Raw genomic sequence first — 6,026 nt, forward strand, 5'->3', positions numbered from 1 at the left:
AGCCTGGTCCTCGAACAACCCATGAACCGTCTGCTGCTGCGGATAGTCGGCCTCGGTGGCGTTGAACGTCACCAGCAGTTGCTCACGTTCCGAGACCGGCAGGATCGACAAACGCTGCAAGGACATGTCTGGCTGCTGCTCGAGCATCCAGACCAGATTCTCCAATGCCTGACGCATGTACCCAGCAATGCGCTGAGCGCCCATTCCGGCCAGGGCCAATACGCTGAGACTGAAGCCTTCGCCCAAATCATCCACCGACAAGGTCAACGGATAGTTCGTGCCCTCTGCGCCTCCCAGCGCATGCAAACCTTCCCATGCTTCAAGGGTCTGAGACGAAAGTGCTTGGGCTGTGCTGCTATGCCGATAGTTGAGCAAGGCACCGAACAGCGGAGCGGGTGCAGCCACGCCGCTGCAACGTTGGGCCAAGGCCAACGAGGCATGCTCGTGACCGAGCAACGCCGTCAGGCTTGCATGGGTATTTTTTACGCCTTCGCGCGCACCGTGCCCGGCCAGTTTCACGCGCAGCGGCAGCGTGTTGATGAACATGCCCAGGGCGCGGTCGGCGCCGTCGCCGCCCTGCATCCGCCCCATCAGTACTGTGCCGAACACCACGTCCTGTTTGCCCGAGAGACCGCCCACCACCCGCGCCCAGGCCAAGTGATGCAGACTGGCGGCGCTGACACCCAATTGGCGGGCCTGTGCCCGCAAGCGACGGCTCAACGAAGCACCGATCGGCAAATGGGCTTCCTCGATCACCGACTGGCCCTCAGGTACCTCGGCAAAACCCAGTGGCAAGGTCGGCTCATCGACATCGGCCAGCATTTCGCGGAAAAACGCTTCATGGGAATCACCGCCCACACCCAGGCGGACCTGTGCCACGTAGTTGCGATAAGGCACGGGGTCGGGCAATTGGTGGGCCTGCCCAAGCAGGAACGCTTGCATTTCACCCTGCACCAGTTCCAGTGCCGTATGGTCTATCGCCATGTGGTGGAACAGCAGGATCGCCACCCAACGGTCGTTGTCACGATCCTGCGCGCAAATCAGCCGCATCAGCGGCGCCTGCCCCACATCCAGACGATGATGGCGGGTGTCGAAACGCTGTTGCAGTTGCCACACGGCATCACCGGCGGCCGGGTCAAGCACGACTTCCTCCAACGCCAGCGTGGCCTCGTGCCAGACCACTTGCACCGGCTCGTCCAGTCCCTCCCAAACCACCGAGGTACGCAGAATGTCATGGCGATCGATGACGCCCTGCAACGCCTGGGCAAAGTCGTCCAGGCGTGTCCTGCGATCGGCACCGAACAAGGATTGCAGCACGTAGGGGTCGCCCTGCTCCGCCGCCAGGTGATGGTAAAGAATGCCTTCCTGCAACGGTGCCAGCGGGTAGATGTCCTGCACATTGCCCGCGCCGCCGGGCACCGTATCGACAATCCGGTCGATCTCTTCCTGCGTCAGGTCAGCCAGGGGCAGCATGTCCGGCGTGATCCGGAATGCCGGACTCAGCCAGTCGCCACCATTTCTCTCCACCAGGTCGAGCAGTTCCTGCTTATGGACGGTAAGGCTCTCCCATAGCGCGTGGTCCATTCTTTCGTCGTCGCCTAGGATCACGAGGTTGTCGCCATCTTGTTGCAGACGGATCGGATGCTGGGAAAGAGCTGCCATCAATTCGCTGAATTGCATCGAAGAACCTGCTTTTCTAATTCGGAGTGGTTGACGATAAAAATGTGTTTTTCAGGTACGGCGCAGCGCCTGGACGGCGGAGGGGCCGACCTCGGCGCATGAGCCAAAGCGATGGATAATCGTCACGTTCAACCGAAGGTGGCGGTTTGCGAACCGCTGCCTTACAGGCCAAAAAAAATTAGAGCATTCGGTAGGTGATGTCTGTCATGGGAAGCAGGGACAAGCCCCAACGGCGGCCAGACAGGACATACAGATGGGCAGGATTCAGGGCGAGCGCCCTGCCCGGAAAGCCCGGGACAGGGCATTCACCCTTCGGTTGGAGGTTGCCGACTCAGATGCTGCGTTTGCGCGTCAACGCGGGAATTTTCGTCATCGGCACATCGATATGCCGTACCTCGCCCACGGCGGCAGCCACCAGGGCCAGCGTCGGCTGGCCGAACAGCACACGGATATCGGCCTCCATGTCGTCCTTGCGCATGCGTTCGATCAGCGTCACAGCGAGCAACGAGTGACCACCCAGTTCGAAGAAGTGGTCATGCCGCCCCACCCGTTCGACCTTGAGCAACTCTGCCCACAGCGCGGCAAGCTTGATCTCCATGTCACCCACGGGAGCTTCATACAGACGCGTGGTGTACGCATTGCTGTCGGGGGCCGGTAGCGCCTTGCGGTCGAGCTTGCCGTTCGGCGTCAGTGGCAAGGCATCCAGGCGCACGTAGGCAGCGGGCACCATGTAGGCCGGCAGCTGCGCTTGCAGGTGCATGCGCAGGGTTTCGATCTCTGCTGCTTCGTCCGGCGAGTGTTGGGTGAAATAGGCCACCAGGCGCTTGTCCCCCGGCACGTCTTCACGGGCCAGGACTACGGTTTCCTTGATGTTTGGAGCCTGGGCGAGTTTGGCTTCGATCTCGCCCAGTTCGATGCGGAAACCACGGATCTTCACCTGGTCGTCATTGCGGCCCAGGTATTCGATGTTGCCGTCCGGCAGGTAGCGGCCCAGGTCGCCAGTGCGGTACATGCGGGCGTTTGGAGCCGTGCTGAACGGATCCTTGAGGAAACGTTCAGCCGTCAGGTCATCACGGTTGAGATAACCGCGAGCGACCCCGGCACCACCGATGTAGATTTCACCCGGCACGCCCAGCGGCACCGGTTGCCCGTGTTCATCCAACAGATAGAACTGGGTGTTCGCCACCGGTTTACCGATATGCGCGGCAAACCCGTCTTCGCGGGCCATCGACACCCAGCTTGAGTAGGTCGTGGTTTCCGAAGGGCCGTAGAGGTTGCACAGGCGTTTGACCTGGGTCTGTTCGAACAAGGTTTCAACCAGACTGCGCTTGAGCGCTTCACCGGCGACGTTGACCGTATCGACGCCCTCGCCCAGCCCACCGGACTCCAGCAAGGCCTTGAGCGCCGAGGGCACGGTGTTGATCAGGGTGATGTCGTGCTCGCCCTGCTGCAGTTCCAGCACATTAGTGACCACTTCGATGCTGCCGCCCGAGGTCAGCGGCGCAAAGCACTCGTAGACCGCCAGGTCGAAGTTCAACGACGTCGAGAACAGGGTCTTCGCCAAGGTCTGCGAATCGAAAGAACGATGGGCCCAGGTCAGGAAGTTCACCGTATTGCGGTGTTCGATCATCACGCCCTTGGGCAGACCAGTCGAACCTGAGGTGTAGATGACATAGGCCAGGTGTGAGGACGTCAGCTCGGCCACCTCCGGATTCTGGACGGACTCGTCCTGCCACAAACCACTGTCGAGATCGATCACTGGCATCGAAGCTGCGGCCAGCAATCCAAGGGTCGCCGTCTGCGTCAATACCGCCGCCGGCGCACTGTCTTCCAGCATGTAGGCAATCCGATCCAGCGGATACGCCGGATCCAGAGGCACATAACCGCCGCCAGCCTTGAGGATCGCCAGCAACCCAACAACCATGTCGATGCCACGCTCTACGCAGATCGCCACCCGCGAATCGGGCTTCACCCCCTGCTTGCGCAGGTAATGGGCCAGGCGGTTGGCCCGCTCGTTCAGTTCCCCATAGCTCAGACGCTGCTCGCCACGGATCACTGCCACGGCATCCGGCGTACGCTGGACCTGGGCTTCGAACAGACCATGAATCGTCTGCTGTTGCGGATAGTCGGCCTCGGTGGCATTAAATGTCACCAGCAGTTGCTCACGTTCAGAGGCCGGCAGGATCGACAGGTGCTGCAAGGGCAGGTCCGGCTGCTGTTCGAGCATGCCCACCAGGTTTTCCAGCGTGTGCTGCACATAACCACAAAGCCGCTGCGCACCAATGCGCGCCGGGGTCACGACGGTAAAGCTGAACGCTTCGCCCTGGTCGTCCACCGACAACATCAGCGGGTAGTTGGTCCGTTCTTCGCCACCCAGCACCTGAATACCGTTCCAGGCCGACAATGCCTCGCTCGACACCGCCGTGGCGGTATGACGGTAATTAAGCAAGGCACTGAACAACGGCGTCGGCGCCTGCACGCCACTGCAGCGTTGCGCCAACGCCAAGGAGGCATGTTCATGGCCCAGCAACGCGGTCAGGCGGGCATGGGTCGCCTTGACCCCTACGAGCACACCTTGCGCCCCCAGGCCTACCCTCAACGGCAAGGTATTGATGAACATCCCCAGCGCGCGGTCGGCCCCCTCGCCGCCCTGCATCCGGCCCACCAGCACCGTGCCGAACACCACATCGTCCTTGCCCGACACCTGGCCCAGGACTTGCGCCCAGACCAGGTGATACAGGCTCGCCGCACTCACCCCGAGCTGACGCGCCTGGGCCCGCAACCGGCGACTCAGGTCGGTCGAGACATCCTGGCGCACCTCCTCGAGGCCGCTGCCATCGCCTTGCACATCCTGCAAATCGAACGGCAACGTCGGCTCGTCGATATCGCCGAGCATGTCGCGGAAGAAGGTTTCGTGCTCCTCACGGCTCACGCCCAAGCGGGCCTGGGCCACGTAATTGCGGTACGGCACCGACGCCGACAGCCGCTGCGCCTGGCCGAGCATGTGCGCCTCGATTTCCGCGGACAGCACCGCCAGTGACGTGACGTCGTCCACCAGATGGTGAAACAACAGCATGCCCACCCAGCGTTGGTTCACCGGATCCTGCGCATAGACAATCCGCATCATCGGCGCCTGGCGAATGTCCAGGCGGTAGAACCTGGGGTCGAAACGCTGGTGCAACTGTGTGGCGATATCGCCCTGGGCCGGATCCAGCGCAACCGACTCGAAACTCAATGGCGCGTCACGCCAGACCACCTGCATGGGCTCGGACAGCCCCTCCCAGAGCACACCGGTGCGCAGGATATCGTGTCGGGTAATGACGGCTTGCAACGCGTGGGCGAAATCTTCCAGGCGGGTGAAATTGTCGAAACCGAATATCACTTGCTGCAGATAGGGGTCACCTTCGGCGGCGGTGAGGTGGTGATACAGAATCCCTTCCTGCAGCGGCGCCAGGGCATAGATGTCCTGGACATTGGTCACGCCGCCCGGCACCGTCGCGATAATTCGCTCGATCTCCTCTTGAGACAGTTCGGCCAGCGGTAGCATGTCCGGTGTGATGCGTGTGCAATCGGCCGGGATACCGTTGGCCGGCACCACGACTTCCCGATAGCCACCGACGGCGGCGGCCAATGCGGCCAACGTGGGCTGACCGAACAAGACCCGCACATCGACGCTCAGGTCGACCTGGCGCATGCGTTCGATCATTTTCACCGCCAATAGCGAGTGCCCGCCCAGCTCAAAGAAATTGTCGTGGCGACCGACTTGTTCGAGCTTGAGCAAGTCTTCCCAGATCCGGGCAATGCGGGCTTCCACGTCGCCTTGTGGGGCCTCGTATTCGCGGGTGATCACCGCGTCCAGGTCCGGTGTCGGCAGCGCCTTGCGGTCAAGCTTGCCGTTGGGGGTCAGCGGCAGCGTATCGAGCCGCACGTAGGCGCTCGGCACCATGTATTCCGGCAGTTGCCCTGACAGATGGGTACGCAGGGCCTCGATATCCGCCATTTCATCCACTGAGTGCGGGGTGAAATAGGCCACCAGGCGTTTTTCGCCCGGTGCATCTTCACGGGCCAGCACCACGGCTTCCTTCACCGTCTCGTGTTGCGCCAGCCGCGCTTCGATCTCGCCCAACTCAATGCGGAAACCACGGATCTTCACCTGGTCATCGTTGCGCCCCAGGTACTCGATGTTGCCGTCCGGCAGGTAGCGACCCAGGTCGCCGGTGCGGTACATCCGCGCATTCGCCGCACGGCTGAACAGATCCCGCAGGAAACGCTCGACGGTCAGTTCCGGACGGTTCAGGTAACCCCGCGCCACCTGCACACCGCCGATGTAAATCTCCCCGGCCACG

At 62.0% G+C, this 6,026-nt stretch carries 2 protein-coding genes; both read right to left on the minus strand.

Annotation, left to right across the window (positions count from 1 at the left end; all coding sequences use genetic code 11):
* Positions 1-1,680 (minus strand): condensation domain-containing protein (locus J4E53_RS29530; RefSeq protein WP_259333259.1); only part of this gene is annotated, 1,680 nt, incomplete at its 3' end.
* 331 nt (positions 1,681-2,011) lie between these two features.
* A partial coding sequence (locus J4E53_RS29535; RefSeq protein ID WP_207268263.1) for a non-ribosomal peptide synthetase occupies positions 2,012-6,026 on the minus strand: 4,015 nt, incomplete at its 5' end.

The sequence above is a fragment of the Pseudomonas sp. FW305-28 genome, from assembly GCF_017351395.1.
GTDB classification, from domain to species: Bacteria; Pseudomonadota; Gammaproteobacteria; order Pseudomonadales; family Pseudomonadaceae; genus Aquipseudomonas; species Aquipseudomonas fluorescens_AA.